This is a genomic window from Mycobacterium sp. DBP42 (genome assembly GCF_005924235.1).
Lineage (GTDB): Bacteria > Actinomycetota > Actinomycetes > Mycobacteriales > Mycobacteriaceae > Mycobacterium > Mycobacterium syngnathidarum.
Map to the genome: position 1 here is coordinate 1 of NZ_VCMY01000065.1, position 23295 is coordinate 23295.

Consider the following 23295-nt stretch of genomic DNA (forward strand, 5'->3'; position numbering starts at 1 on the left):
CGCCGCCCCCACCGCCTCCGGCTCCGCAGTGGGGTGCGCCCGCGCCGGGCGCCGCACCCCATCCAGGGCCGCACGGGTTCGACGCGCCCTCGCCCCCTGTGCAGCAGGCGCCGCCCCAGGCTGACTGGCACGGCCCGTTGCAGCGCGACGTTCACAATCCCCAGATCGGGTTCCCTACACCAGTACCCGCGCCGCGTCGTAACAAGAAGGCATTGCTCATCACGGCCTGCGCCACCGGTGCGGTGTTGCTGATCGTCGGCGTCGTGGTGGGCATCGTGTCGTTCTCCGGCGGCGGCGCCGGTGGTATCGGTGGTGGCGGCGCCAGCACGGCCACCGACGCGGTCGAGGGCTACCTTGATGCCCTGTCGAAGGGAGATGCCAACGCCGCGTTGGCATTCGGATCCGACCAGCCTGCGTCGAAGGATTTTCTCACCGACGACGTCTTGAAGCAGCAGATCGCGAAGTGGCCGATCACCAACATCCGGATTCTCAACGCCAACGAGTCCGGCGACATGGCGCAGGTACACGTGGTGGCCAACTTCGGTGACCAGACCTCCGACCAGACCCTGATGGTGAAGAAGCAGGACGGCGGCTGGAAGCTGTCCGGAGCGGCCGCCAAGATCAGCCTCACCGCGAGCGCGCTGACCACCAACCCGGTGACCGGCCAGCCCCTGCCCGCTCCGCCGGTATCGCTTTTCGGCAAACCGATTTCGGGTTCATCGGTGGTTTACGTGTTTCCCGGCTGGCTGGGACTGGATTCGGCGAACAAGTACATCTCGGTGACGGCGCAGCGGCCGGTGCTGCTTGAGGGCTTGGTGGCTCAGGGGGTCGCGATACCTGCCGGGCTCCAGGTGCAGTTGAGCGAGGCCGGGTCGGAGGCGGCCAAGAAAGCGGTCACCGACGCGATCACCGGGTGCGCGAAATCCACCGAGCTCTCACCCCCGGGATGCCCGCAGAGTGTCCGCAACCCGATGTTGGTGGACGGCACCGCGCACTGGGAGGCGCCCGCTGACCTCAGCGGCCTGCAATACAGCTTCATGTCGCTTGACATGGGCGTGCGGGTGATGGGCACAGCGGAGTGGAAGCTCACCGCCAACAGCACCGACGGCACCCCCATGCAGGGCACCCCTCTCGTCCCGTTGATGGGGCAGATCGACATGACCCAGGAACCTCTGACAGTGAAGTGGGCCGGCAAATGAGCGTCGCCATGGCACCCCAGCCCACCCGGGAGGAGATCGACCGGGCGCGCGCGGTGGTCGGCGCGTTGTCCAACGCCTTCGCCGCCAAGGTCGTAGGTCAGAGCGGGTTGCAACAGAGCCTGCTGATCGGTCTGCTGACCGGAGGGCACGTCCTGCTGGAAAGTGTTCCGGGGCTTGCCAAGACGACAGCGGCCCGGGCGGTCGCCGATGCGGTGCAGGCCAACTTCCGGCGCATTCAGTGCACCCCAGACCTGCTTCCCAGCGACATCATCGGCACTCAGATCTTCGACGCCTCCCGGGGCGCCTTCCACACCCAGTTGGGTCCGGTCCACGCCAATATCGTGTTGCTCGACGAGATCAACCGGTCCAGCGCGAAGACCCAGAGCGCCATGCTGGAGGCGATGGAGGAACGCCAGACCAGTATCGCAGGCGAGGTCTACAAGATCCCCGAACCGTTCCTGGTGCTCGCCACCCAGAACCCGGTGGACCAGGAGGGCACCTATCCGCTGCCGGAAGCGCAGATGGACCGGTTCATGTTCAAGGAGATCTTGACCTATCCGACGCCACAGGAGGAGTCGGAGATGGTCTTCCGGATCGACGCGGGGGTGTACACCAACCGCCGTACCGCGGCAGTGGCCTCACTCGAGGACATCCTCTACATCCGCGACGTGGTTCGGCGGGTCTATCTCGACCCCGCGATCGTCAACTACATCACCCAGATCGTTGCGGTGACACGTGCTCCGCAGCAGTACCTTCCGGCGAACCTGGCCCGGCTCATCGAGTACGGCGCCAGCCCGCGCGCGACCATCGCCTTCACCAAGTCCGCGCGGGCGCTCGCCCTGCTGTCGGGGCGCAACCATGTGCTGCCCGACGACGTCAAGGCCCTCGCGCACCGGATCCTGCGGCATCGGCTGATTCTCGGCTTCGAGGCAGTGGCCCAGAATGTCACACCGGAAGTGTTGATAGACAACATTATTCGGATAGTGCGTACTCCGTAGTCGCTATGGGAGTGCTACTGCAGGAGGTGAAGGCGCAGACCCTCGCCGGTAACCGGCTGTCCGGTCCGAGCGGGGTGTCCCGTGGCCTTCTCGAGGGGGAGCATCGCTCGATGTTCCACGGGCGCAGCCTGGAGTTCGACGACCTGCGCCCTTACATCCCGGGCGACGACGTCCGCGACATCGACTGGAAGGCCTCGGCGCGTTCGACCGACGTGCTGGTGAAGCGGTTCGTCTCCTACCGGCAGCAGCGGGTGCTGATGGTCGTCGACCTCGGCCGGAACATGCTCGCGCTGGCCGCCGGGGGAGAGGTTAAACAGCGGGTAGTGCTCAATGCGGTCGGTCTGGTGGGGCTCATCGCGATCAGCAAGGGCGACGAGATGGGTCTGGTGTACGGGGACGCCACCGGCTCGGCGCACATGCCGAACCGGCGTGGCGAGGCGCACCTCGAGCACATCCTGGAGCGGGTCAACCGACATCAGGTGGCCGACAGCGCGCGCAGCGAGCTTGCCACCCAATTGGACTACGTGCAGCAGCATTTCCGGCGCCGGCACATCGTCTTCGTGATCTCCGACGAACCGGATGTCTCACCGCTTCTGGCCGAGCAGTTCCGCAAGGTCGGAGCTCGCCACGACGTGTACTGGATCACGGTGCGGGATGCGCCGCTGATCGGTGTACCGGCATTCGGCGGCGAAGGTTATGACGTCGAAAGCGGTAGAACACTGCTGCGCGAGGAGATCCTCGGCCACCGGGTGCTGGAGGCATACCGTCGGGCCGAGGCACGACGGGAGGCCGCCTTCGCCGAATACGTCGACAGCTCGGCGATCCCGTGCGCCCGGGTGTCCGCGAGCGGCGAGCTGTTCGGTGCCGTCACCCTGATGCTGAAGAAGGCCAGCCGTGGCAAATGACTATCTCAAGTGGATCGTTGCGCCGCTGCCGTATTCGGTGGGATGGCTGGTGCTGGGCGTGCTGTTGATCCTGGGGGTCATCGGATGGTTCGTCGGGGTCGTGGTGTGGACGCTTCCGGTGCAACGGCTGCGCAGCATCCCGGTGATCCGGGACATCAGTGCACGGGTGCTGCGACGCAAGTTCGGCACCGCGATCGGCAGGGTCAGCGACCGCTACGACGCCGGAGAGCTCACATCGCGTCAGGCATACACCGCGATGAGCCGGATACTGCGGAACTTCCTCTACCTCCAGACCGGGGTCGCCGCGCCGTACATGGCGCTGGGCGAGGTGGCCGGTAGTGCCGCCGCGGCGGCAGCACCGGCCGTGTCGGCGCTGTACTCGAAACAGTTCGAGCTCGAAGACAATCCGGACGTCGCTGCCACAGCAGCCCAGGTGCGGAGCACGATCCAGTCATGGAGCTGAAGTGGGGATGGGTCGTGATCGTCGGCCTGGTGGCGCTCGTCGCCATCGTGCTCGCCGCGTTCCTGTGGCCGATGCGGCGGCAACCACGACGGTTGCGTCCGTTGGCCTGGGTCGGTCGGCTCACCGAGATGCCCGAGTATGTGCGGGCCTACCGACGTTACCGAATCTTGTTGACGGCCATCGCTGTCACCACGGTGGCCGTGCTGATGTGCGCCATCGTCGCGACTGCCCGCCCGGTCAGTTCCCAGGCCACCGCGGCTGAGGTCAACCGTGCACATCCCGAGGATGTGATGCTCTGCCTGCAGGACGATCCGGCCTCCCACGACGCGTCGGTGCTGCTGTCCTACTTTGCCGGCCAGGCCGCCGGATTCGACTCGCAACGGCTCGGCCTCACTTCCCGTGCCAACCGGGTGATCCCGCTGACCCGGGACTATCCCTTTCTTGAGGACGAACTCGGTCGGTACGCCAGCCTGGAGCGGCTGCGGTCCGAGCAGAGCCCCACTCCCGAGGACACCGCCGTCCTGCAACGCGCCCGATACGAATTCGGCAGGGCGGTCGGTTACACGGACTACCAGCTGACCGTCAACGACGCACTTGCCATGTGTATGAAGGGCTTTCCCGGAGCCGGTAAGCCGTCGGACACCCGGCGTTCGGTGATCTACATGGGCCCGGCCGGCTCGGCGGCAACGCCGATCTTCTCCGATGACGGGCTGGCGGACCTGGCCCGGTCCTCGGGAATCCAGGTCAACGTGTTGACCAGTTCGACTCTCGACGCCAGCGGCGGGCTCAGCGAGCTCGCCAAGGCCACCGGTGGACGCTTCATCAGCTATGTCACGGCAGCAGATGCCGACGGCGGAACCCCGTACGGCGACCAGGATTCGTTGGACAAGGCGCTACGCAGTCACCTCGACGACATCCGCTCACACCCGCCGGCGGTGACGGCTTCGGACGGCACGATCATGGTCCAGCAGTTGCGCGACCGCCCCAACCTGGTGCTCACCATCGGGCTGGCGATCGTGATCGTCTTCGCCATCAGCCTCGCGGGGGTGCGGCGATGACATTCGAGCCCGTCCTGGCCTGGTGGGTGTTCCTCTTGTTGGCGGGGCTGACGCTGGTACTGCGGATGTACACGCTCTATCGGGTGCTCGTGGTGGTGGGGAAAGACAGCCAGCGCAAGGTCGTCGTGCGGTGGAGTCTGTTGACGCTGGTGATCGTGTGCTTGTTGGCGGCCGCGGTGCGGCCCGGGATCGAGGCCGACACCCACCCGGTGAACCAGGCAGCCGCCGACGCCGCCGCCAACAACAACGTGAACGTGTTCTTCGTGGTCGACCGATCGCTGAACTCCCGCGCAGAAGACTTCGGCAACAACCAGTTTCGGATGGCCGGGATCCGCACCGACATGCAGGCGATCGTCGACCAATACCCGTCCGGACGCTTCTCGATAACGTCGTTCGCGACCAAGGACCGGGTCGATTGGCCGCTCTCCGACGACGTCTGGAGTCTGCGGGCGCTGCTCAAGAACTATTCGGCCTACGAATCGGAATTCGACTCGGTCTACCAGGTGGACGTGGGTGCCGCGGCCGATCAACTGAACCGTCAGCTCGAGCTTGCCGCCCGGCAGTACCCGGGTTCGAACAACCTGGTCTTCTATCTCGGCGAGGGCGCCGGGATCTCGAAGCGGACAGCAACCGCCTTCGACATCCCGTCCGGGTTGGTGGCCGGCGGCGCGGTGCTGGGATACGGCACACCGGCCGGCGGGCCAGTGGCCAGCAAGATCGCGGCCAACGGGGAGATCAGCTACTTCCCGGACCCGGCAGGCGGTGGTGGACAGTTCCTTTCCTCGCTGGACGAGGCCTCGCTGCGGACCGTGGCCGAGCAACTGCACGTGCCGTACTTCCACCGTGGTCTCGGCGACTCGACGTCGACGATCATCCCCGCGGTGGACGAGGGATCTTCGACAGCGGTGCAGCAGCAAGTTTCGATGCCGGGCGATCGCACCGAGTTCTATTGGATCTTCACGGCCATCGCGATGCTGTTGATGTTCCATGAGCTGTTCGCGATGGCGCGGGAGTACCGGGTCTCCCGCAGGACCGGGCGGGACGCATGATGCCGAGCGGACGTGGTATCCCGGCATTCCGGTTGGTGCTCAACACGATCGGTGCGTACTTCTCGCACGGACCGAGCCGCAAAGTCCTGCGACGACGGCTGATCGTGTTCTCGATTCTGCCGGCCGTGCTGCTCGTGGGGATTGCGGTCAAACTGATCACGATGGTGGTCTACGGCAGTTCCGCCAGATCCGACTACCTCGCCTACAACTCCTACGGTCTGGCCGACGATGTGCGGACGCTCAAGTCGTTCAACGTGATCGACTCCTACAAACCCTATTTCGCCGACGGTGACCGCTACGTGCTGGAAGGGAAACTGGCCGAGGCCGAGTCGGAGTTCAAGAGGTCGCTGTCGCTGGTCAGCCAGGCGCGATCATGCCCGGTGCGAATCAATCTCGAAGTGGTGCTGGAGACACTCGGAGATCTCAAGAACGCCGACAAGCACCGTGACGAGGCGAAGTCGCTCTGGACCGAGGCGCTGAAGGTGACGCAGGAGGCACCCGGGGGCTGTTTCGACACCACGACCGAACCCGACGAAGAGCGCCGCAAGCACCTCAACGAGACCGAACAGCGGCTCCAGGACAAGTTGAAGGATCCCGAGTCGCCGGACGGTGGCCAGGGCGGCGGCGGCCAAGGGCAGGGCCAGGGGGACCAGGGGCAGAACGATCAGGGTCAAGGTCAAGGCGAAGGCCAAGGTCAAGGTGGCCAGGGACAAAACGGCCAAGGTGACGGTGGCCAAGGTCAGGGCGAGGGTGACCCGGGCCAATCCGGCCAGGGCGACCCGGGGCAGAACAGCCAGGGCCAAGGTGAGCAAGGCCAAGGTGAGCCGGGAGAAAACGGCCAGGGTCAGAACGGCGAGAGCGGTCAGGGCAGCGGTGAGGCGAAAGCCGACCCGACGCCGGACACCGTCGGTGCGGACCGTGTCGCCACCGAATCGGATGGTGTGGCCACGCACCAGTTGAATCCGGGACAGGGTGATCCGGGCGACGTGATCCAGCGAGTGCTCGAAGATACCAACGCCAGCGGTTCTGACCGGGAGTGACAGCGGGGCGGCCGCGGCCTCAGTTCTCCGACAACACGATGCAGTCGCTGTCGCACTGACCCGGCGGACCGGGCTTGGCTGCCCTACGGTGCAGCACCGCGCGGCTGGGCACGATCTGCTGCGCCTCGTCTTCGTTCGCACCGGCTTGGCCCCGCCCGTCGACGATCAGCGAATACCCACCGGGCTTGGCCGGTGGGCACACCAGGGTGGCGTTCTCGTGCGAGGCCAGGTTTCTGCGGGTGTGCCCGCCGACCGGCCCGACGTGGATGACGCCGTCGACGAGATGCGGTTCCACCGCGACCGTGTGCGCGTGGTAGTTGTCGTCGACCGTGACGAGGTAAGCGAACGTGTAGTTCGCCAGCTTGTCGGCCAGCTGGTTGAGATCCACTTTCACGCTCATGACGTGAGAATAGGCCGGTCCGGGTCCCGGTGGGCCCGACCCGGTGGACTGGTGCCGATTGCGGTCCCGGCACGAGGCGCATGGGCGCCGGGTGCATCAGCCGGCAACTCCGCGAGGGGCACCGCAGCAGGTACGTTCAACCTCATGCCGCTGCCACCGCCCTCACCCACCAGCACCGCCGTCGTCACCGGGGCATCGTCGGGGATCGGCGCGGAGCTGGCCCGGGAGCTGGCATCCCGGGGATACGGCGTCACCCTGGTGGCCCGCCGTGCCGACAAGCTGGCCGAGCTTGCCGCCGAACTGTCCGGGGTGCGGGTCGAGGTGATCCCGTGCGACGTGGCCGATTCCGACGCCCGGGGAACGCTTTTCGATGAGGTCGAGCGTCGCGGGCTGACGGTGGACCTTCTGGTCAACAATGCGGGGATCGGCACCATGGGCGCGGTGACCCGTTCCACCCCGGACGCCGAGATCGCTCAGGTGCGGGTGAACGTGGAAGCCGTGATCGACCTGTGCACCCGGGCCGTGGCGTCGATGGTGCCGCGTGGCCGCGGCGCCATCCTCAATGTGGGCTCCACGGCCGGCTTTCATCCGTTCCCGGGGCAGGCCGGGTATGCGGCCACCAAAGCGTTCGTGCGCAACTACACCGAGGGCCTGCGCGCCGAACTGGCCGGAACCGGTGTCACGGTGACGACACTGCACCCGGGTCCCGTGCGCACCGAATTCCTCAAGTCCGCGGGCATGGACGAACGTGCGTTCGCCGCCGCGTTCCCCAAATTCCTCTGGATGCCGGCCCGCGACGTGGCGCGGGTGGGTGTGGACGCGCTGGCCCACGACAAGGGTGAGGTGATCGCCGGTGCGCCCAGCCGGATCAGCACGCGGCTGGCGCAGTTGATGCCGCGCCGGCTGTTGTTGCCGATGCTTGCCAGGCAACATCCGGCACTGCGCCGGGACCGGTCAGCGAGCTGAATCCGGCCAGCGCCGCATCCACCCCTCCACCGGAAGGTCCAGGCCGTTGCACAAGGTGCAGATGGTCCGGTACCAGCCGACGGCGATCAGCAGTTCCATCCGCTGCTCTTCATCGAGGTTGTCGCCCAAGGTATCCCACGTCGTCGTCGACCAAGAACCGGTGCGTTCCAATTCGTCGACCGCGTCGATGAGCACTCGTTCAAATGCCGACCAGCCCGCGTCTGCGCCGGTGACCAGGGCATCGCATTCGGTGTCGGAAACCCCGGCGATCGGACCCCAGAACGCGGCCTGCCCGCCCCATTCGTAGGCGCAGCCCAAACGCGCACAGATCCGCAGGATCGCGATGGTGCGCACCCGCGGTGGCAGCAGCGTGTCGACGTAGAGCGCCTCACCCAGCTTGCGCAGCTTGGCCGCCAGCTTCGGATGCCGTTGCAGGCAGCGCACCAGCAGCAGTGGCTCGTAGGTCCGGTCGGGGTGGCCCCAACTCTGGATGCCCGCGGCGTCCTCTTCGCTCCACGGCGGGGCCAGGGGTGCGACGCGGCTCATGCGAGCGGCGCCGGCTGCCGGCCGCGGACCAGACGGCCCGGACGCGCTGCGGTGGGGACGCCGTTCTCGGTGATCACCGCACCGGAGACGACGGTCGCGATGTAGCCAGCTGCGGTCTGGTCGAGGCGGCGCCCGCCTCCGGGCAGGTCGTAGGCGACGACCGGCCGGTGCAGCCGCAGCGCCGCATGGTCGATCACGTTCAGATCAGCCTTGTAGCCCAGCGCAATTCGACCGCGATCGGCCAGCCCGGCGACGCGTGCCGGAACCGAGGTCAGCTCCCGCACGGCCTCGGCGACGCTCAGCATGCCCGCGCCCCGGTCGCGGACCCAGTGTGTCAACAGGTAGGTGGGGAAGCTGGCGTCGCAGATCATGCCGTAATGCGCGCCGCCGTCGCCGAGGCCGAGGATGACGTCGTCGCGCCGGATCAACTCGGCAACGGTGTCCAGCGAGTTGTCGCGGAAATTGGCCAGCGTGACCAGCAGCATCGAGTGCCCGTCGTCGTCGAGCAGGCGGTCATAGGCCTCCTCGAGCGGGTCGACGTTGCGGGCCCGGGCTCGCGCTCCGATCGAGTTCGACGGGTCAGGCTCATAGTCGGGCTGCTCACCCAGCGGATACATGTAGTCCCAGGCCTGCACGGCGAACATCAGCGGATGTCCATCGCTGGCCGCCGAATCACTCAGGATCCGTTGGCGGACTTCGGGTTTGCGCATCTCGGCGACCCGCTCGGCCAGTGGCAGGTGAGCGATCTCGCGGTAGCTGGGGTAGAGCACGAACGGGTTACCCGAGAGCTCAAGGCCGAGCACCAGCCCGATGGGGCGGGGGAAGATCTGGGCGGTCACGACGGGGTCAGCTGCTGCCGCGTTGTTGTTCGCCTTCTCCACCATCCGCAGCGCATCTTCGAAGAAGGCCGGCCCGGCGTTGCCGATCGCCAGCGTGAACGTGACGGGCAGGCCCACGTCGGCGGCGACGTCGAAGACTGTTTGCAGCGCCGGTTCGTAATCGCCCGCGACGAGATCGGGCACGAACTGGATCAGCCCGCCACCGGCGTCGTCGACGCCACGGGCGATCGCCTCGATCTCGGCATAGCCGGCGTCGTAGCTGGGAATCGGCTTGCCGCTCTCGGTCTTGTGGATGGTCAGCCTCGACGAGGCGAACCCCAGGGCGCCGCAGTTCACGGCCTCGGCGGCAAGCTTGCGCATCAGCTCCAGATCCTCGGCGGTGGCCGGCTCCCGGTCGACGCCGCGCTGGCCCATCACGTACACCCGCAGCGGGGAGTGCGGCAGGAACGCCGCCACGTCAATATCAAGTTGTCGATCCGCCAGCGCGTCGAGGAACTCGGGGAACGTCTCCCAGGTCCACGGCAGACCGTCGACCATGACCACACCCGGGATGTCCTCGACGCCGGCCATCACGTCGACGAGCACGTCGTGATCGTCGGGGCGGCACGGAGCGAACCCGACGCCGCAGTTGCCCATCACCGCCGTGGTGACCCCGTGCGCCGAGGACGGGTTGAGCCGGTCCGACCAGATCGCCTGGCCGTCATAGTGGGTGTGCAGGTCGACGAAACCTGGGGTGACCAGCAGCCCGGTGGCGTCGATCTCACGTTCGGCCGGCTCGGTCGCGGACCCCACCGCCACGATGAGGCCGTCGCGCACGGCGACATCGCCCACGTACGGGGCGCCGCCCAGGCCGTCGACGATGGTGCCGCCACGGATACACAGGTCATAGCTCATCTAACTAACCTACGACGACGATCCGCGTATGCCTATGGGGTGCGCCGAAATCCGTTGCATGTCGGCGGTGCGTGCCAGGATCGGGACGTGATCGATCACTTCGGCATCAACTGCACCGATTTCACCAAGGCGACCGAGTTCTATGACACCGTGCTCGGCGTGCTGGGCTACACCCGGCAGCTCGATTACGGCGTGGCCATCGGCTACGGCACGGAAGGGCATCCGGATTTCTGGATCGCCGACGCCAGTGCGGGCGACGCCAAGGGCCCCAACCGCGAAATCCACGTGGCGTTCCAGGCCGCGGGCGTCGACGCGGTCACCGCTTTCTACGACGCCGCGCTCAAGCTGGGGGCCGAGTCACTGCACGCACCGCGGCTGTGGCCCGAGTACCACCCGGGCTACTTCGGTGCCTTCGTCCGGGATCCGGACGGCAACAACGTGGAGGCGGTGTTCCACGGGGCCGCACCGGCAGCGCAGTAATCGCTAGAGCGGTTCCAATTCCGAGATCAGCCAGTCGCCGTCGACGCGGGTGAGGGTGACCCGGTAGGCCAGCGCATCCTTGGTGGATTGGTTGCCGGCACCCGCGGTCTCGGTCTTCTGGTCGACGAACGCCACCACACTGGCGTCGTCGACCGTCAGCGACTCCACACCCGTGTCACGGACCGTCGCGATCTGGGTGACATTGTCCGCCTTGGTGCGAATCGTCTTGAGGTACTCATCGACGGCCGAGCCGGTCAACAGCGCGGTGACCGCGTCGATGTCTGCCCGGCTGGTCGCGGGACTGTAGCTCAGCACCTTGACCACGTTGGTGGCCACGAACTCGGTGACCTGCTGGCGTGCATGATCGTCGTCGGCGACGGGGGCGGGCGCCGGCCGGCTCTTGACCGCCAGCTGCCAGGACCCCAGCCCGATGGCTGCGACGATGCCGATGATCAGGGCGCCCACCAGCAGCGTCCAGCCTCGCGTACGTGTGCCCATCAGTTCACGAACTCCAGCTTCGAGGCCTTGTAGGCGCCATCGGCATTTTCGACGGTGACCCGCACCCGTTGCAGCGAGACCACGCCGACCCGATTGGTCGTGACGGTGACTTTCGTGTCGACGGTGACGAGCACGACTGCCTCAGCGGAGAACAACGATTCGACACCGGCCCCGGTGACCGTCCCCTCGGTTTTGACGCCCAATTCCTGGGCCTTGCGTTTGATCTGGGGCGCCTGGCTCTTCAGGTCGGCGCGGAATTCGTCGGTGGCCCCGTCCATCATCTCCGCGAGATCGCTGTCGGCGGTGTCGGCGCTGACGGTGACGCTGTGCAGGGCGAAGGTCCGGGCCGCGTCGACGTACGGCTGCCACGACGGCGTGCTGCGCGCCACCGGGGCCTCACGGACGAACTGGCTGATGGCGAAGCCGAGCGCACACACCAGCAGTACGGCCAGCGCGGCCGGCACCGCAACCCTTGCGGGGCTGCGCTTCTGGGCGCCGCGGGGTTGCGGGATGGGGCTGGGCCCCGACCAGTGCGGCGACGGATGCGGCGCATTGAGAACCGGGGGAGCGGGCGCGGAGAAGGCCGGGGCTGCGATGACCCGAGGGGGCTCTGTCGAGACCGGGCGGGGCGCAACCGGTGGCACCGTGGGGGGGCGCTGCGGAACCGGGCTGCTGGGCCGCGCGTCGGCCAGCGCCTTCGCGAAATCGATGCAGCGGGCATAGCGGCCCTCGCGGTCCTTGGCCATGCCCTTGAGCATCACCTCGTCCAGGTAGGCCAGTTCCGGACGCTCGCTGCGCAGGCTGGGCGGGAGCTCGTTGAGCTGCTTGCTGATGACGACGGCCGGATTGGAATGGTGAAACGGCGAATGCCCGGCCAGAAGTTGGAAGGCACTGGCGGCCAAGGCATATTGATCGGCCCGTCCGTCCATCGACTGTCCCAGGAGCTGCTCGGGGGCCGAGTACGCCATCGAGCCCACGGCCATGTTGGTCGCGGTGATCCCGCTGATGTCGTCGACGCGCCGGGCAACACCGAAGTCGGCCAACAGAATTCGACGATGAGCGGCTTCGGGGCTGGTCAGCAGGATGTTGGCGGGCTTGACGTCGCGGTGCAGCAGGTTGCGCTGGTGTGCATAGTCGAGAGCTTCGGCGATGGCAGTGACGATTTCGACAGCCTCGGCCAGCGGCAGCCCGGAGGGGTGCCGTTCGCGCACATGCCGAGAGGCGTCGGTGCCGTCGACGTAGTCCATCGCGATCCACAGCTGCCCCTCGAACTCACCGCGATCGTGCAGGCCGACGATGTGGGGATGCCACAGCGAGGCGGCGATGTCGGCTTCGCGGTTGAACCGGTCGCGGTACTGGGCGTCACCGGTCAGCGTGGCCGGCAGGATCTTGAGCGCGTCCTCGCGGGGGAGGCGCGGATGCTGGGCCAGATACACCTCGCCCATGCCGCCGGAACCGAGCAGACGTTGAATCGTGTACCCGGCGAACACGTCACCGGCATTCAACGGCATGCCCGTGATCGTAGTCGGGACGGCCCCGCGCCGGTTCGCGAGTAGCGTCGAGGCCATGGCTGCCGCTGATTCCGATGCCGTCCGAGAACTGCTGCGCGACGCATTCACCAGGCTCATCGAGCACGTCGACGACCTCACCGACGGGTTGACCGAGGAGGTGTCGAGCTACCGGCCCACCCCGCAGGCCAACAGCATCGCGTGGCTGATCTGGCACAGCGCCCGCTGCCAGGACCTGCAGTTGTGTGACATCGCCGGCATCGAGCAGGTGTGGACCCGCGACGGCTGGAAAGACCGTTTCGGGCTCGACCTGCCGGCAGGCGACATCGGATACGGGCACAGCCCGGACGACGTTGCGAAGGTGCAGGCACCGGCCGACCTGCTGGCCGGGTACTACCTCGCGGTGCACAAGGCCACGCTGGCCTACATCGCCGGGGTGACCGCCGAAGATCTGGGCCGCATCGTCGACGAGCACTGGGATCCGCCGGTGACGGCCAGCGCCCGGTTGGTCAGCATCATCGACGATTGCGCACAGCACCTCGGTCAGGCGGCCTATCTGCGCGGCATCATCCCTTGACCGCCCGGTGGTGGCCGCCGATCGGGCTGGCCGCCATGGTCTTGCTCGGTTGGGCGGTGCATGGCGCGCCGTTGCCGGTCGACGACTGGTTTCAAGCGCTCGGTACCGACATGGGGCCGCGGCGGGCGATCTTCCTCCTGTTCACCAAGCCGCCCCTGGTGGCGGCCGCGTTGCTGATCGGCATCGTGGTGGCGGTGCGGCAGCACCGGAAGCGACTGGCAGTTGCCATGGTGGTGAGCCCGATCTTGGCCATCACCGTCGTGCGGCTGATCAAACCCGTGTTCGGCCGGGAGAAAGAAGGGGCGCTGGCCTATCCCAGCGGGCACACCACGTTCCTGGTGACGGTGACGGGCCTGCTGGTGCTGGTGGCGGGCCTGCGGTTGTGGGCGCTGGCGGTCGCGGTGTGCGTGGTGCTGCTCGGCACCTTCGGGCTGTCGATGACCTTTCACTACTTCACCGACACCGTCGGCGGCGTGTTGCTGGGCACCTCGGTGGTGTGCCTGGTGGCGCTGTGGACCCGGGGTGAGGCATCGACGCCTACCAGTAGGGCTGCTTTTGGTCTTCGCTGAGCGATCCCTGTTCGGCATCGCCCGTTTTTGGTGATAGCAACTCGTAGCCCACAGTTCACGATCACTGCGCGGCCGGTGTTCGCGATCTTGAGCGCCAAGGTGGGCCTAACTATCAAGTATCACTTGATCATTCAGGCCGACGGGCCGCGCCGCATGGTTGCGTACCGCAAGACTTTTGGATTCAAGGGTACGCGTCAGCAAACTTCAAGATCCATGCCCATCTGGACATATGGCTGCTTCGTTGCCTTTGCGGCAACGGTGTGACATCCGTATGTGTTTGCGTCCGCAAATACCGGTCGGTGTCACCTGAGAAAAAGCTGAGATCTGGATTAATGCAGCGTAAATTTCGGCGCGTGCCGCGCAAATCGGTCAGCCCAAACAGCAAGTCATCGAGGGGATTCCATATATGAACAGTCGTGTGAGCAGCCGCGTCTCGAGCGGTCTCACTGCATGCGTCGCCGTCGCCACTGCCGGCGTCATCGCGATCACTCCGGTCGCGTCGTCCACACCCGCTCCGCCCCGCGTCGTCGACGCTCAGGCCGCACTGATGGCCAGCTTCGAAGGCAAGGACCAAATCGCTTTGACGATCATCGCCGGTGAGCGGTTGGTCGACCAGTTCTTGCAGGCACCGCTCACCCCCTTCGTCCTTGCGGCGCAGTTCGCGGGCGGTGACAGCGAGCGACTGTTCTCCCAGATTCGGCAGATCGTCGATTCACCGCTCTATGTCGCCGATCCGCTCATCGAGGCCATCGCCATCACGTTGCCGGAAGAGTTCGGTGGCGGCTCGGATCACGTAACCAACACCACGACCGGCGACGGGGCCTTCATGCAGTTCCGCAACAACGAACTGCTGGGCCTGCGCGACGACATCAACGCGCAGTTCGCTTCGGCGCTCGGGGTATCGGATTGGCGGTCGCTGAACGACAACTACACCGCGCAACTCGCGGCCGGCCTGCAGGAGTCGGCGCTGCGCAGTGTCAACGGAGTCGTGCTCGGCACGGTCGGCCTGGTGGCTGTCGCGCAGGCCGTGGCGAGCGGGGACAACCTTGCGATCTACCAGGCGGTCAAGGAGTACATCGATGCCCCGCTGTGGGCAGCGGATCCGGCCATCGAGGGTCTTGCTCGAGCGCTGCCGAAGTCGCTCGGCGGCGGCACGGACGGCGTACCCACCACACAGGCCCCTGACGATGGCGCGCTGATGACGTTCCGCAACAAGCAACTGATCGGTGCGCGAGATCGGGTGCGGTTGGCTGCGGCCAACGTGCTCGACGTCCGCGACAAGGTGGACAACACGGGCAACGTGATCACCTCCAGCACCCTCAACCGGACGCAGTTGCTGGCGGCCACGGACGACGAGGCCGACAAGGGCTCGAACGTGAGCAACCTCAAGCCGCACGTGACCAGCCTCAACGCGCAGCTCAACGACGCCAAGGGCAAGGCCGAGAAGCGGGCGGCCAAGTCCAAGGCGAATGTGGACCGGGTGGTGAAGAAGGTCAAGGAGGCAGCGGGCAAGACAGCCAAGAAGCTCGGCTCGAAGAAGGCGGAGTCCAAGGGTTCGGAGGACTAGTCGGGGGCAGCGCGGTGGGTGGCGATGGGGGGTCGTCGCCCACCGCGCGACTCCCCCCGAAGCCGACGCAATGGTCGCTCACGCACACGCGTGGGCGGCCATTGTGTCGATCTCGACGTAGCCGGACGCGGCGGTCACTTGACAGGTGTCAACCCCGGTGCGACGTGGGTCACAAACGGCGATTAACATAGGCCCCATGACAGCGACGCCAGATGTAGATCTGACCGGAGAGTTCACGGGTTCCGGCACTATCCACAACCCCGCAACCGGTGCCGTCGCCGGCCAGGTGACCTGGACCGACGCGGCCGACGTGCCGCGAATCGCGGCCGGTCTGCGGGAAGCCCAGAAAGAGTGGGAGGCACGCGGCGCGAAAGGCCGCGCCAAGGTGCTCTCCCGTTACGCCGTGTGGTTGGGGGACCACCGCGAAGAGATCGAGAAACTCCTGATCGCCGAGACCGGCAAGTCGGCCATGGACGCCGCGCAAGAGGTCCCGCTGCTGATCATGATCCTCTCGTACTACATCAAGGTCGTCGAGGAGGCGATGGCGCCGGATTCCCGTCCTGCCGCGCTGCCCATCATGTCGATCAAGAAAATCGCCGTGCATTACCGGCCGCGTCCCGTCGTCGGGATCATCGCGCCGTGGAACTACCCCGTGGCCAACGCCATGATGGACGCCATCGGTGCCCTGGCCGCCGGGTGCGCGGTGCTGCTCAAACCGTCCGAGCGCACCCCGCTGACCGCTGAAGTGCTGCTGCGCGGCTGGCTGGATTCCGGCGCTCCCGAGGTCTTCGCGCTGGCGCAGGGTGCGCGCGCGGTGTCCGAGGCCGTCATCGACAACTCCGACTACATCCAGTTCACCGGTTCCAGCGCGACCGGCGCCAAGGTCATGGAGCGGGCCGCCCGCCGCCTGACCCCGGTGAGCCTGGAGCTCGGCGGCAAGGATCCGATGATCGTGCTGGAGGACGCCGACGTCGAGCTGGCCGCCAACGCCGCGGTGTGGGGGGCGATGTTCAACGCCGGCCAGACCTGTGTGTCCGTGGAGCGGGTGTACGTCCTTGAGTCGGTGTACGACCAGTTCGTCGCGGCCACCGTGAAAGCCGTCGAGAACCTCAAGATGGGCACCGGGGAGGGATACCACTTCGGTTCCCAGATCGATGACAGCCAGGTCGCGATCACCGAACGGCATGTCAACGATGCTGTCGCCGCCGGCGCCAAGGCGCTGACCGGTGGCAAGCGCCCCGAAGGTGGGGGCAGCTTCTTCGAGCCGACCGTGCTCGTCGACGTCGACCACTCGATGGCCTGCATGACCGAGGAGACCTTCGGGCCGACCCTGCCGATCATGAAGGTGTCCTCGGTCGAAGAAGCCGTCCGGCTGGCCAACGACAGCGCCTACGGCCTGAGCGCGTCGGTGTTCTCCAAGGACGTCGACCGGGCCAAAGCCGTTGCACTGCAGCTGGATTGCGGCGCGGTGAACGTCAACGACGTCATCTCCAACCTGATGTGCACCACGGCGCCCATGGGTGGCTGGAAGACCTCGGGTATCGGTGCGCGGTTCGGGGGCATCGACGGCGTGCGCAAGTTCTGCAAGCAGGAGACCGTCGTGGTGCCGCGCACCAACGTGGGCGCCGGCGGCAGCTACTACAACAACTCCGAAAAGGCGATCGTCCGGATGAACAAGCTGCTGACCAAGATGGCGCTGGCGCGTCCACGCCGTAAGGCCAAGTAAGCGGGGTTGCTCGCGGCAGGAGATGCTTCCGGAGGTCTCGCAGACGTCGTGCCCTTCTCAAGGATGCCGAGCGTGACCGTTGACGCCACCGATCGTTGCCTCCGGGCGGTCAGACGGACGCAGTGGTGCACTACTGCAATTTGTGGCTACCGGGCGTTCACCGCAGCATCATCGACCTGTTCTCAAGGTCGGCTACGTTGCGCCGGTGACTCTCGACATCACCGGATACACGGTCCGTGACGACGACGATGACGATCCTGAACTGCTGCTGGAGCCCAGCGGCGAAGTCGTCGACACCTGGCGCGAGGGCTACCCGTACGACGAGCGCATGCACCGCCTCGACTACGAGGAGCAGAAGCGGCTGCTGCAGATCGAGCTGCTGAAGCTGCAGAAGTGGAGCCAGACCAACGGTTTGCGTCACGTCATCGTCTTCGAGGGACGCGATGCGGCAGGCAAGGGCGGCACCATCAAACGGTTCATGGAGCATCTGAACCCGCGCGGGGCCCGGGTCGTCGCGCTGGAGAAGCCGACCGAACGGGAACGCACCCAGTGGTATTTCCAGCGGTACGTGCAGCACCTGCCCGCCGCCGGTGAGATCGTGCTGTTCGACCGGTCCTGGTACAACCGCGCCGGGGTGGAACGCGTGATGGGCTACTGCACCCCCAAACAGCACGCCGAATTCATCCGCCAGGCCCCGCTGTTCGAGCAGATGCTGGTCAACGACGGCATCAGCCTGACCAAGCTGTGGTTTTCCGTCACGCAGTCCGAGCAACGCACCCGGTTCACCATCCGTCAGGTCGATCCGGTGCGGCAGTGGAAACTGTCCCCGACCGACCTCGCCTCGCTGGACAAATGGGAGGACTACACCGCCGCCAAGGAAGACATGTTCGCCTGGACGGACACCGAGATTGCACCCTGGACCGTGGTCAAGAGCAACGACAAGAAGCGCGCCCGCATCAACGCCATGCGCTACGTGCTCGGTAAGTTCGATTACGACAACAAGGATTTTGACGTGGTCGGCCACGCCGATCCGCTGATCGTTGGGCGCGCCCTGTCGGACTGAGCAGTCTGGCCGCCGCCCGGGAGTAGGAGGACGGCGTGCGATTCGTCATGACGCTGTTCCTGTGGGTGTTGACGACGATCCTGCTGGCGGCCGCGGTGCCCTCGGCATGGGTGCAGAAGAACATCGTCGACGAGCAGGGCTACTCGGCCTTCGCCGCGGCCGCTGCCGCCGACCCGCAGTTGCAGCAGGCCGTGGCCGGTGAGCTCACCACGCAGGTGCAATCTTTGGCAGCGGAGAACGGGGCGAACGTGGACTCGCGGCAGGTCCGCGCTGTCGCAGGGGCTTACACCTCGGGCCCAGATTTTCCCGGGCAGTTCGCGTTGGCCAACCAGGTCGCCCACACCTGGATGTTCACCGATCGGCTGGCCCGCAACGAGGACGGCAGCTGGGTGATCGACCTGGCCCCGATGCTCTCTGACCCCTCGTTCCGCAAAACCCTCTCCGAATTCGAAGTCGAAGTACCGCAAACACTTACGGTGCCCATCGCGTCATCCGCACCGGACAGCTTGCGGCCGGGCATCCTGCGTCCGCTGGCGGTGTGGGGCCCCTGGGTGAGCGTCGGGGTGACGGTGCTGGCCGGCGTCTTCGCCCTGCTGACCTTGGCGGCTGCCCGCGCCCGTGGTAAAACTCTTGCCGCACTGGGAGTTTCGGCGCTGCTGGTGGGCGCGGCCGGTTGGGCCGGGTTGGAATCCGGGCGACGCTACCTCAATGAGGCGCTCAACCACACCAGTGGCGACATCCGGCAGATCGCCGACGCCATGGCCGGCCACGCGATCGACAGCCTGCACCAGTGGCTCAACCTAACCCTGGCCGCCGGCGGTGCGCTGGTGGTCTTCGGTGTGCTCGTCGCGATGCTGGGCGGGTTGCGCCGTCGGGACTGAAATCCCATTCACCCTGCGGCCAAGGTGCGAAAGCGCGGGTAGCCACGCCCTGCGCGCAGCGTCAATCGCGGCTGGACCCCAGCGTCTGCCACAAGAACTCATAGGTGAGCGCCGCCCTGAACGCCGCCTGCTTGTTGTCGGCCGCGCCGCCGTGGCCACCCTCGATGTTCTCGTAATACAGCACCCGGTGCCCGGCGGCCTCCAGCGCCGCCGTCATCTTCCTGGCGTGGCCGGGGTGCACCCGGTCATCACGGGTCGAGGTGGTGATCAGGATCGGCGGATACTTCGCGTCGTTCGAAATATTCTGGTATGGCGAGTATTTCGACATGAATTCCCAGTCCGCCGGATCGTCGGGGTTGCCGTACTCGGCCACCCACGAGGCGCCTGCCAGCAGCAGGTGGAACCGCTTCATGTCCAGCAGTGGCACGCTGCAGACCAAAGCCCCGAACAGCTCGGGATAGTGGGTCAGCATTACGCCCATCAACAGCCCGCCATTGCTGCCTCCGGATGCGCCGAGCTGCTCGACGGTGGTGATGCCGCGGCGCACCAGATCCGCCGCGACCGCGGCGAAATCCTCGTACACCAGATGGCGGTTCTCCCGCATTGCCTGCTTGTGCCAGCCGGGCCCATACTCACCGCCACCGCGGATGTTGGCCTGCACGTAGGTGCCGCCGCGCGCCAGCCAGGCGCGCCCGGCCCCGCCGAGGTACGCCGGCGTCAACGAGTGCTGAAATCCGCCGTAACCGCTGAGGTGGGTCGGGCTCGGCTGTTCGCGGCGCCCCACAACGAAATACGGAACCTTGGTGCCGTCCTTCGATGTGGCGAAATATTGTTCGACACCGATGCCGGTGGCGTCGTAGAACGCCGGAGCAGACTTGATCTCGACCAGCGGGCCGCCGGCGGTGCCGTACAACAGCCGCGACGGAGTGGTGAATCCGCTTGAGTTGTAGAACACCTCGTCACCGTGGTGATCGCAGTCGACGACGACGGTGTCCGTCGCCGGCGGGATGTCCGGTGCGTCCCTGCGTTCCCAGGTCCCCGGCGTGACGACCTCGACGTGGCTGGCGACATCACGCAACGTGACGAGGATCAGTTTTTCCTTGGTCCACTGCACACCAGCCAGGCTGCTGTGCGCGTCCGGCTCGTAGATCATCGTGAGATCGGCTGTGCCGGAGAGAAAACCGTCGAACTCGGTGCCCAGCAGGGCGCCCGCCGGGTAGGTGACATCACCCACCTGCCAGTCGGTGCGCAGGGAGATCAGCAACCATTCGCGGTGCAGCGACAGCGACGAGTCGGTCGGAACCTTCAACTCGATCAGCTCGCCGTCACGCACCTCGTAGCGGATGCGGTTGTAGAAGTCGGTGTAGCGGCCCAAGCGGGTGTGCTCGAAGCCCGGGGTCCGGTCGACCGAGGCGATCACCCGGACGTCCGTCGGCTCCGCCTCGTACACCGTCTCGGCCTCGGCCAACGGCTGGCCACGACGCCAGCGCTTGGCGATCCGCGGATAACCGGATTCGGTCATCGACCCCTCACCGAAATCGGTGCACACCAGCAGGGTGTCCTCGTCCTCCCAGGACACCGAAGACTTGGCTTCGGGCAACTCGAACCCGCCGGAAACGAATTCCCTTGTCCGCATGTCGAACTCACGCACCACTGTGGCGTCGGCGCCGCCGCGGGAAAGACTGATCATGGCCAGCGTGTAGTCGGGCTCGATCACCTCGGGCCCGGCCCACACCCAGTTCTCGTCCTCGGCGCGGGCCAGCTCGTCCAGATCCAGGATCACGTCCCAGTCCGGATCGTCGGTGCGGTAGCTGTCCAGCGTGGTGCGCCGCCACAGGCCGCGCGGATGTGCCTCGTCGCGCCAGAAGTTGTAGAGATGCTCGCCGCGCCGGCTCGGATACGGGATACGCGCATCGGTGTCGAGAATCTCCAGCACCTCGGAGCGGATCGCCTCGAAACGGTCACCGCACAGCTCGTCCAGCGTCGGCTCGTTGTGCGCCCGCACCCACGCCAACGCGTCGTCGCCGGTGATGTCCTCAAGCCACAGGTAAGGGTCCTTCGCCACACCCACATTGTTACCGCGCGCGTAATGTGAGCCGGACAACACCACCGTCGAGCAGAAGCGAGGGACGTCATGGCCCAGGCACCGGCGCGGGCCCTGATCACCGCGGCCGCCGCCGACCTGCTGGCGCGGCTCCAGGAGCGCCACGGCGCACTGATGTTTCACCAGTCCGGCGGCTGCTGCGACGGGTCGTCCCCGATGTGTTACCCCGACGGCGATTTCATCGTCGGTGACCGCGACATTCTGCTGGCGGTTCTCGATGTCGGCACCGGCGTTCCGGTGTGGATCTCCGGCCCCCAGTTCGAGGCGTGGAAGCACACCCAGCTGGTGATCGACGTGGTCCCCGGCCGCGGCGGTGGCTTCAGCCTCGAGGCGCCCGAAGGCATGCGGTTCCTGTCCCGTGGCCGGGCCTTCACCGACGCCGAGAACGCGCTGCTGGCCGATCAATCCCCGGTAACGGGCACCCAGTACAGCGGCGGTGTCCGCCCGCCCGATACCGGCAGCCACCTCGTCGACGAAGCCGCCGACGCCTGCCCGGTGCCGGGACGGACTCTGCCTACTTCTCCAGGGTGAACTGGACGACGTCGGTCTGGCGCCGCCGGAACAGCTTCGCGCAACCGGTCAGATACTTCATGTAGCGCTCGTAGACCTCTTCGGACTGGGTCGCGACGGCCTGCTCACGGTTGGCCTCCAGGTTGGCAGCCCAGATGTCGAGGGTCGTCGCGTAGTGCGGCTGCAGCGATTGCCGACGAGTGACCGCGAACTCCGCGGCGGTGGCGTGCTCCTCGACCATAGGAATCGACGGCAACTGCCCGCCCGGAAAGATCTCGGTGAGAATGAACTTGATGAACCGGGCCAGCTCGAAGGTGACCGGAACTCCCATTTCATGAGCCTTGCGGGGATCGATTCCGCAGATGGTGTGCAGCAACATCACCCCATCGGAGGGCAGCGCCTGATACGCCTTGTCGAAGAAGGCTGGATAGCGGTCACGACCGAAGTGCTCGAAGGCGCCGATCGAGACGATCCGGTCGACAGGCTCGTCGAACTGCTCCCAACCCTGCATCAGGACCCGCCTGCTGCGGTCGGTGTCCATGTCGTCGAACATCTGCGTGACGTGCGCGGCCTGGTTCTTCGACAGCGTCAGGCCAATGACGTGGACGTCGTAGCGCTCGATGGCGCGGCGCATGGTCGCGCCCCAGCCGCAGCCGACGTCGAGCAAGGTCATTCCCGGCTCCAGCCCCAACTTGCCGAGTGCCAGGTCGATCTTGGCGATCTGGGCTTGCTCCAATGTCATGCCGTCACGTTCGAAGTACGCGCAGCTATAGGTCTGCGTCGGATCGAGAAACAGTCGGAAGAAATCGTCCGAAAGGTCGTAGTGGGCTTGCACGTCAGCGAAGTGCGGAGTCAGGGATTTCGGCACAGAGGCGCCTTTCTGCTGGTTCGTCGGTCGAGAGCAGATCGCGGCCGCGACCCTCATAGACCATTCGGAGCCGGTCTGGCCACGGATGGCTGCGAATCGATATCGGCCGGGGCGCGCCGCGCCGGTACCGCTGTAGGACGGGGTCCCGGCGTTATCGTCGAAGAGTGATTCCGCTGCCACGGCCGTGGCTGCTGACCAGCGCCATGTTGGTCGGCGTAGCGGTCGGGCTGTTGGCGGGTATCGCCACAACCCTGCTGGTCACGGCCACCGTCCGGCCCGATGCGGTGATCGCCCTCGTCCTCGGCGTACCCGGTGTCCTCGGGATACTGATGGTCCTGGTGTCAGGACGGCGGTGGGTCACCACGCTCGGCGCGTGTGTGCTGGCCGTCGCGCCCGGCTGGTTCGGTGCCCTGACAGTCATCCAGGTGGCATCCCATGGCTGACAACGTCGACACCTCCACCGCCGACTTCACCCCGCTGTTCGACACCGGGGAGAACGAGATCCTCGACGAGGAGCTGTCGGGGAACCTGGCGCCCGCCGAGGGCATGACGGCGGACGAGACGGCCTCCGACGACGCGCCCTCGGC

Annotated in this window: 24 protein-coding genes; 17 read left to right on the forward strand and 7 right to left on the reverse strand. The window is 66.5% G+C overall.

Annotated features, from left to right (window positions below):
- The 7 genes from E0T84_RS30215 to E0T84_RS30245 all read left to right on the forward strand — a co-directional run.
- The coding region (locus E0T84_RS30215) for a DUF4878 domain-containing protein (protein WP_138746312.1) at positions 1-1199 on the forward strand (1199 nt) is incomplete at its 5' end.
- Between the two features lie 8 nt (positions 1200-1207).
- Positions 1208-2197, forward strand: a complete 990-nt coding sequence (locus E0T84_RS30220; RefSeq protein WP_234998176.1) for a MoxR family ATPase — start codon at positions 1208-1210, stop codon at positions 2195-2197.
- Positions 2198-2202: 5 nt separating this feature from the next.
- Complete coding sequence (locus tag E0T84_RS30225) at positions 2203-3102, forward strand: DUF58 domain-containing protein (protein WP_070185252.1); 900 nt, start codon at positions 2203-2205, stop codon at positions 3100-3102.
- Positions 3092-3565, forward strand: coding sequence for a hypothetical protein (locus E0T84_RS30230; RefSeq protein ID WP_070185251.1), 474 nt, complete (start codon positions 3092-3094; stop codon positions 3563-3565). Before E0T84_RS30225 ends, E0T84_RS30230 begins: the two co-directional genes overlap by 11 nt.
- A complete protein-coding gene (locus tag E0T84_RS30235; protein ID WP_070185250.1) occupies positions 3556-4623 on the forward strand; it encodes a hypothetical protein in 1068 nt (355 codons plus the stop codon). Before E0T84_RS30230 ends, E0T84_RS30235 begins: the two co-directional genes overlap by 10 nt.
- Positions 4620-5672: a hypothetical protein gene (locus tag E0T84_RS30240; protein ID WP_070185249.1), complete on the forward strand. Its 1053-nt coding sequence runs from the start codon at positions 4620-4622 to the stop codon at positions 5670-5672. The genes E0T84_RS30235 and E0T84_RS30240 overlap by 4 nt, the downstream gene beginning before the upstream one ends.
- Complete coding sequence (locus tag E0T84_RS30245; protein ID WP_138746313.1) at positions 5672-6712, forward strand: hypothetical protein; 1041 nt, start codon at positions 5672-5674, stop codon at positions 6710-6712. The genes E0T84_RS30240 and E0T84_RS30245 overlap by 1 nt, the downstream gene beginning before the upstream one ends.
- A gap of 19 nt (positions 6713-6731) precedes the next feature.
- On the opposite strand, the gene E0T84_RS30250 is transcribed toward E0T84_RS30245, so the two are convergent.
- Positions 6732-7112, reverse strand: coding sequence for a hypothetical protein (locus tag E0T84_RS30250; protein WP_070185248.1), 381 nt, complete (start codon positions 7110-7112; stop codon positions 6732-6734).
- 144 nt (positions 7113-7256) lie between these two features.
- On the opposite strand from E0T84_RS30250, the gene E0T84_RS30255 reads away from it, so the two are divergent.
- A complete protein-coding gene (locus tag E0T84_RS30255) occupies positions 7257-8078 on the forward strand; it encodes an SDR family oxidoreductase (RefSeq protein WP_070185247.1) in 822 nt (273 codons plus the stop codon).
- On the opposite strand, the gene E0T84_RS30260 is transcribed toward E0T84_RS30255, so the two are convergent.
- Both E0T84_RS30260 and E0T84_RS30265 read right to left on the reverse strand, forming a co-directional pair.
- Positions 8067-8624, reverse strand: a complete 558-nt coding sequence (locus tag E0T84_RS30260; protein ID WP_070185246.1) for a carboxymuconolactone decarboxylase family protein — start codon at positions 8622-8624, stop codon at positions 8067-8069. The two genes, E0T84_RS30255 and E0T84_RS30260, sit on opposite strands and share 12 nt — an antisense overlap.
- On the reverse strand, positions 8621-10357 hold the full coding sequence (locus E0T84_RS30265) for an amidohydrolase family protein (RefSeq protein WP_070185245.1): 1737 nt from the start codon (positions 10355-10357) through the stop codon (positions 8621-8623). Before E0T84_RS30265 ends, E0T84_RS30260 begins: the two co-directional genes overlap by 4 nt.
- An 87-nt stretch (positions 10358-10444) precedes the next feature.
- Between E0T84_RS30265 and E0T84_RS30270 the strand changes: the two genes are divergently transcribed.
- Positions 10445-10837 (forward strand): VOC family protein, encoded by a 393-nt coding sequence (locus E0T84_RS30270; RefSeq protein ID WP_070185259.1) that lies wholly within the window; start codon positions 10445-10447, stop codon positions 10835-10837.
- Between the two features lie 3 nt (positions 10838-10840).
- On the opposite strand, the gene E0T84_RS30275 is transcribed toward E0T84_RS30270, so the two are convergent.
- Together E0T84_RS30275 and E0T84_RS30280 are read right to left on the reverse strand one after the other, a co-directional pair.
- A complete protein-coding gene (locus E0T84_RS30275) occupies positions 10841-11335 on the reverse strand; it encodes a hypothetical protein (protein WP_070185244.1) in 495 nt (164 codons plus the stop codon).
- Entirely contained in the window at positions 11335-12846 is a 1512-nt protein-coding gene (locus E0T84_RS30280) for a serine/threonine-protein kinase (protein ID WP_138746314.1), read from the reverse strand. The genes E0T84_RS30275 and E0T84_RS30280 overlap by 1 nt, the downstream gene beginning before the upstream one ends.
- 55 nt (positions 12847-12901) lie before the next feature.
- On the opposite strand from E0T84_RS30280, the gene E0T84_RS30285 reads away from it, so the two are divergent.
- The 6 genes from E0T84_RS30285 (at position 12902) to E0T84_RS30310 (ending at position 19226) form a co-directional block, all read left to right on the forward strand.
- On the forward strand, positions 12902-13420 hold the full coding sequence (locus E0T84_RS30285; RefSeq protein ID WP_070185258.1) for a mycothiol transferase: 519 nt from the start codon (positions 12902-12904) through the stop codon (positions 13418-13420).
- Positions 13417-13989, forward strand: coding sequence for a phosphatase PAP2 family protein (locus E0T84_RS30290; RefSeq protein WP_070185242.1), 573 nt, complete (start codon positions 13417-13419; stop codon positions 13987-13989). Before E0T84_RS30285 ends, E0T84_RS30290 begins: the two co-directional genes overlap by 4 nt.
- Before the next feature lie 418 nt (positions 13990-14407).
- A complete protein-coding gene (locus tag E0T84_RS30295; RefSeq protein ID WP_131823088.1) occupies positions 14408-15556 on the forward strand; it encodes a hypothetical protein in 1149 nt (382 codons plus the stop codon).
- A gap of 196 nt (positions 15557-15752) precedes the next feature.
- Positions 15753-17282 carry an aldehyde dehydrogenase family protein gene (locus E0T84_RS30300; protein ID WP_070185239.1) on the forward strand — a complete coding sequence of 510 codons (1530 nt, stop codon included), beginning with the start codon at positions 15753-15755 and terminating at the stop codon, positions 17280-17282.
- A 205-nt stretch (positions 17283-17487) separates the two neighbouring features.
- Complete coding sequence (gene ppk2 / locus E0T84_RS30305; protein WP_070185238.1) at positions 17488-18345, forward strand: polyphosphate kinase 2; 858 nt, start codon at positions 17488-17490, stop codon at positions 18343-18345.
- A gap of 35 nt (positions 18346-18380) precedes the next feature.
- Entirely contained in the window at positions 18381-19226 is an 846-nt protein-coding gene (locus tag E0T84_RS30310; protein WP_070185237.1) for a hypothetical protein, read from the forward strand.
- A 61-nt stretch (positions 19227-19287) separates the two neighbouring features.
- On the opposite strand, the gene E0T84_RS30315 is transcribed toward E0T84_RS30310, so the two are convergent.
- Complete coding sequence (locus E0T84_RS30315; protein WP_371726387.1) at positions 19288-21291, reverse strand: prolyl oligopeptidase family protein; 2004 nt, start codon at positions 21289-21291, stop codon at positions 19288-19290.
- 69 nt (positions 21292-21360) lie between these two features.
- On the opposite strand from E0T84_RS30315, the gene E0T84_RS30320 reads away from it, so the two are divergent.
- The gene (locus E0T84_RS30320) at positions 21361-21861 is read left to right on the forward strand and encodes a DUF779 domain-containing protein (protein ID WP_070185236.1); all 501 of its coding nucleotides are present in this window, start codon (positions 21361-21363) and stop codon (positions 21859-21861) included.
- Here the strand turns inward: E0T84_RS30320 and E0T84_RS30325 are convergent.
- Entirely contained in the window at positions 21845-22708 is an 864-nt protein-coding gene (locus E0T84_RS30325; RefSeq protein WP_070185235.1) for a cyclopropane mycolic acid synthase family methyltransferase, read from the reverse strand. The two genes, E0T84_RS30320 and E0T84_RS30325, sit on opposite strands and share 17 nt — an antisense overlap.
- Before the next feature lie 164 nt (positions 22709-22872).
- Here E0T84_RS30325 and E0T84_RS30330 point away from each other — a divergent pair, with 164 nt between their 5' ends.
- Positions 22873-23151 carry a putative holin gene (locus E0T84_RS30330; protein WP_070185234.1) on the forward strand — a complete coding sequence of 93 codons (279 nt, stop codon included), beginning with the start codon at positions 22873-22875 and terminating at the stop codon, positions 23149-23151.
- Positions 23152-23295 lie beyond the last annotated feature (144 nt).

Coding starts and splice junctions, on each gene's coding strand:
- E0T84_RS30265 (WP_070185245.1), bottom strand. CDS start 10,357: ATGAGCTATGACCTGTGTATCCGTGGCGGCACCATCGTCGACGGCCTG.
- E0T84_RS30245 (WP_138746313.1), top strand. CDS start 5,672: ATGCCGAGCGGACGTGGTATCCCGGCATTCCGGTTGGTGCTCAACACG.
- E0T84_RS30260 (WP_070185246.1), bottom strand. CDS start 8,624: ATGAGCCGCGTCGCACCCCTGGCCCCGCCGTGGAGCGAAGAGGACGCC.
- E0T84_RS30220 (WP_234998176.1), top strand. CDS start 1,208: ATGGCACCCCAGCCCACCCGGGAGGAGATCGACCGGGCGCGCGCGGTG.
- E0T84_RS30275 (WP_070185244.1), bottom strand. CDS start 11,335: ATGGGCACACGTACGCGAGGCTGGACGCTGCTGGTGGGCGCCCTGATC.
- E0T84_RS30300 (WP_070185239.1), top strand. CDS start 15,753: ATGACAGCGACGCCAGATGTAGATCTGACCGGAGAGTTCACGGGTTCC.
- E0T84_RS30320 (WP_070185236.1), top strand. CDS start 21,361: ATGGCCCAGGCACCGGCGCGGGCCCTGATCACCGCGGCCGCCGCCGAC.
- E0T84_RS30240 (WP_070185249.1), top strand. CDS start 4,620: ATGACATTCGAGCCCGTCCTGGCCTGGTGGGTGTTCCTCTTGTTGGCG.
- E0T84_RS30285 (WP_070185258.1), top strand. CDS start 12,902: ATGGCTGCCGCTGATTCCGATGCCGTCCGAGAACTGCTGCGCGACGCA.
- E0T84_RS30225 (WP_070185252.1), top strand. CDS start 2,203: ATGGGAGTGCTACTGCAGGAGGTGAAGGCGCAGACCCTCGCCGGTAAC.
- E0T84_RS30255 (WP_070185247.1), top strand. CDS start 7,257: ATGCCGCTGCCACCGCCCTCACCCACCAGCACCGCCGTCGTCACCGGG.
- E0T84_RS30280 (WP_138746314.1), bottom strand. CDS start 12,846: ATGCCGTTGAATGCCGGTGACGTGTTCGCCGGGTACACGATTCAACGT.
- E0T84_RS30250 (WP_070185248.1), bottom strand. CDS start 7,112: ATGAGCGTGAAAGTGGATCTCAACCAGCTGGCCGACAAGCTGGCGAAC.
- E0T84_RS30235 (WP_070185250.1), top strand. CDS start 3,556: ATGGAGCTGAAGTGGGGATGGGTCGTGATCGTCGGCCTGGTGGCGCTC.